The organism is Cupriavidus sp. SIMBA_020, from assembly GCF_046535395.1.
Lineage (GTDB): Bacteria > Pseudomonadota > Gammaproteobacteria > Burkholderiales > Burkholderiaceae > Cupriavidus > Cupriavidus campinensis.
Genome location: NZ_JAWRWU010000427.1, coordinates 1 through 278 on the forward strand (window position 1 = coordinate 1; position 278 = coordinate 278).

General features: G+C 65.1%; 1 protein-coding gene. It reads left to right on the forward strand.

Annotation, left to right across the window (positions count from 1 at the left end):
- A partial coding sequence (locus tag SB751_RS29895; protein ID WP_410749009.1) for a SidA/IucD/PvdA family monooxygenase occupies positions 1 to 278 on the forward strand: 278 nt, incomplete at both ends.

The window sequence follows — 278 nt, forward strand, 5'->3', positions numbered from 1 at the left end:
GATGGCGCTGGGCCTCAAGGGATTTGCCCACACACCGCCGGCGCTGCAGGGATTGCCGGATACCTACGTGTCGCATTCCGAAAAGTACGGCAGCCTGACATGGGCCGCCGGACGGGACATCGTCATCGTCGGCGGCGGGCAATCGGCGCTCGGGCTGGCTGCACTGCTGAACGAAGTGGGCGCAAGCGTTCGCGTGCTGGTGCGAGATCAGTCGGTGGACTGGAATCCGACGCCGGAAACCGAGCGCTCGTTCGTGTCGAAAATGCGGAGTCCGGACG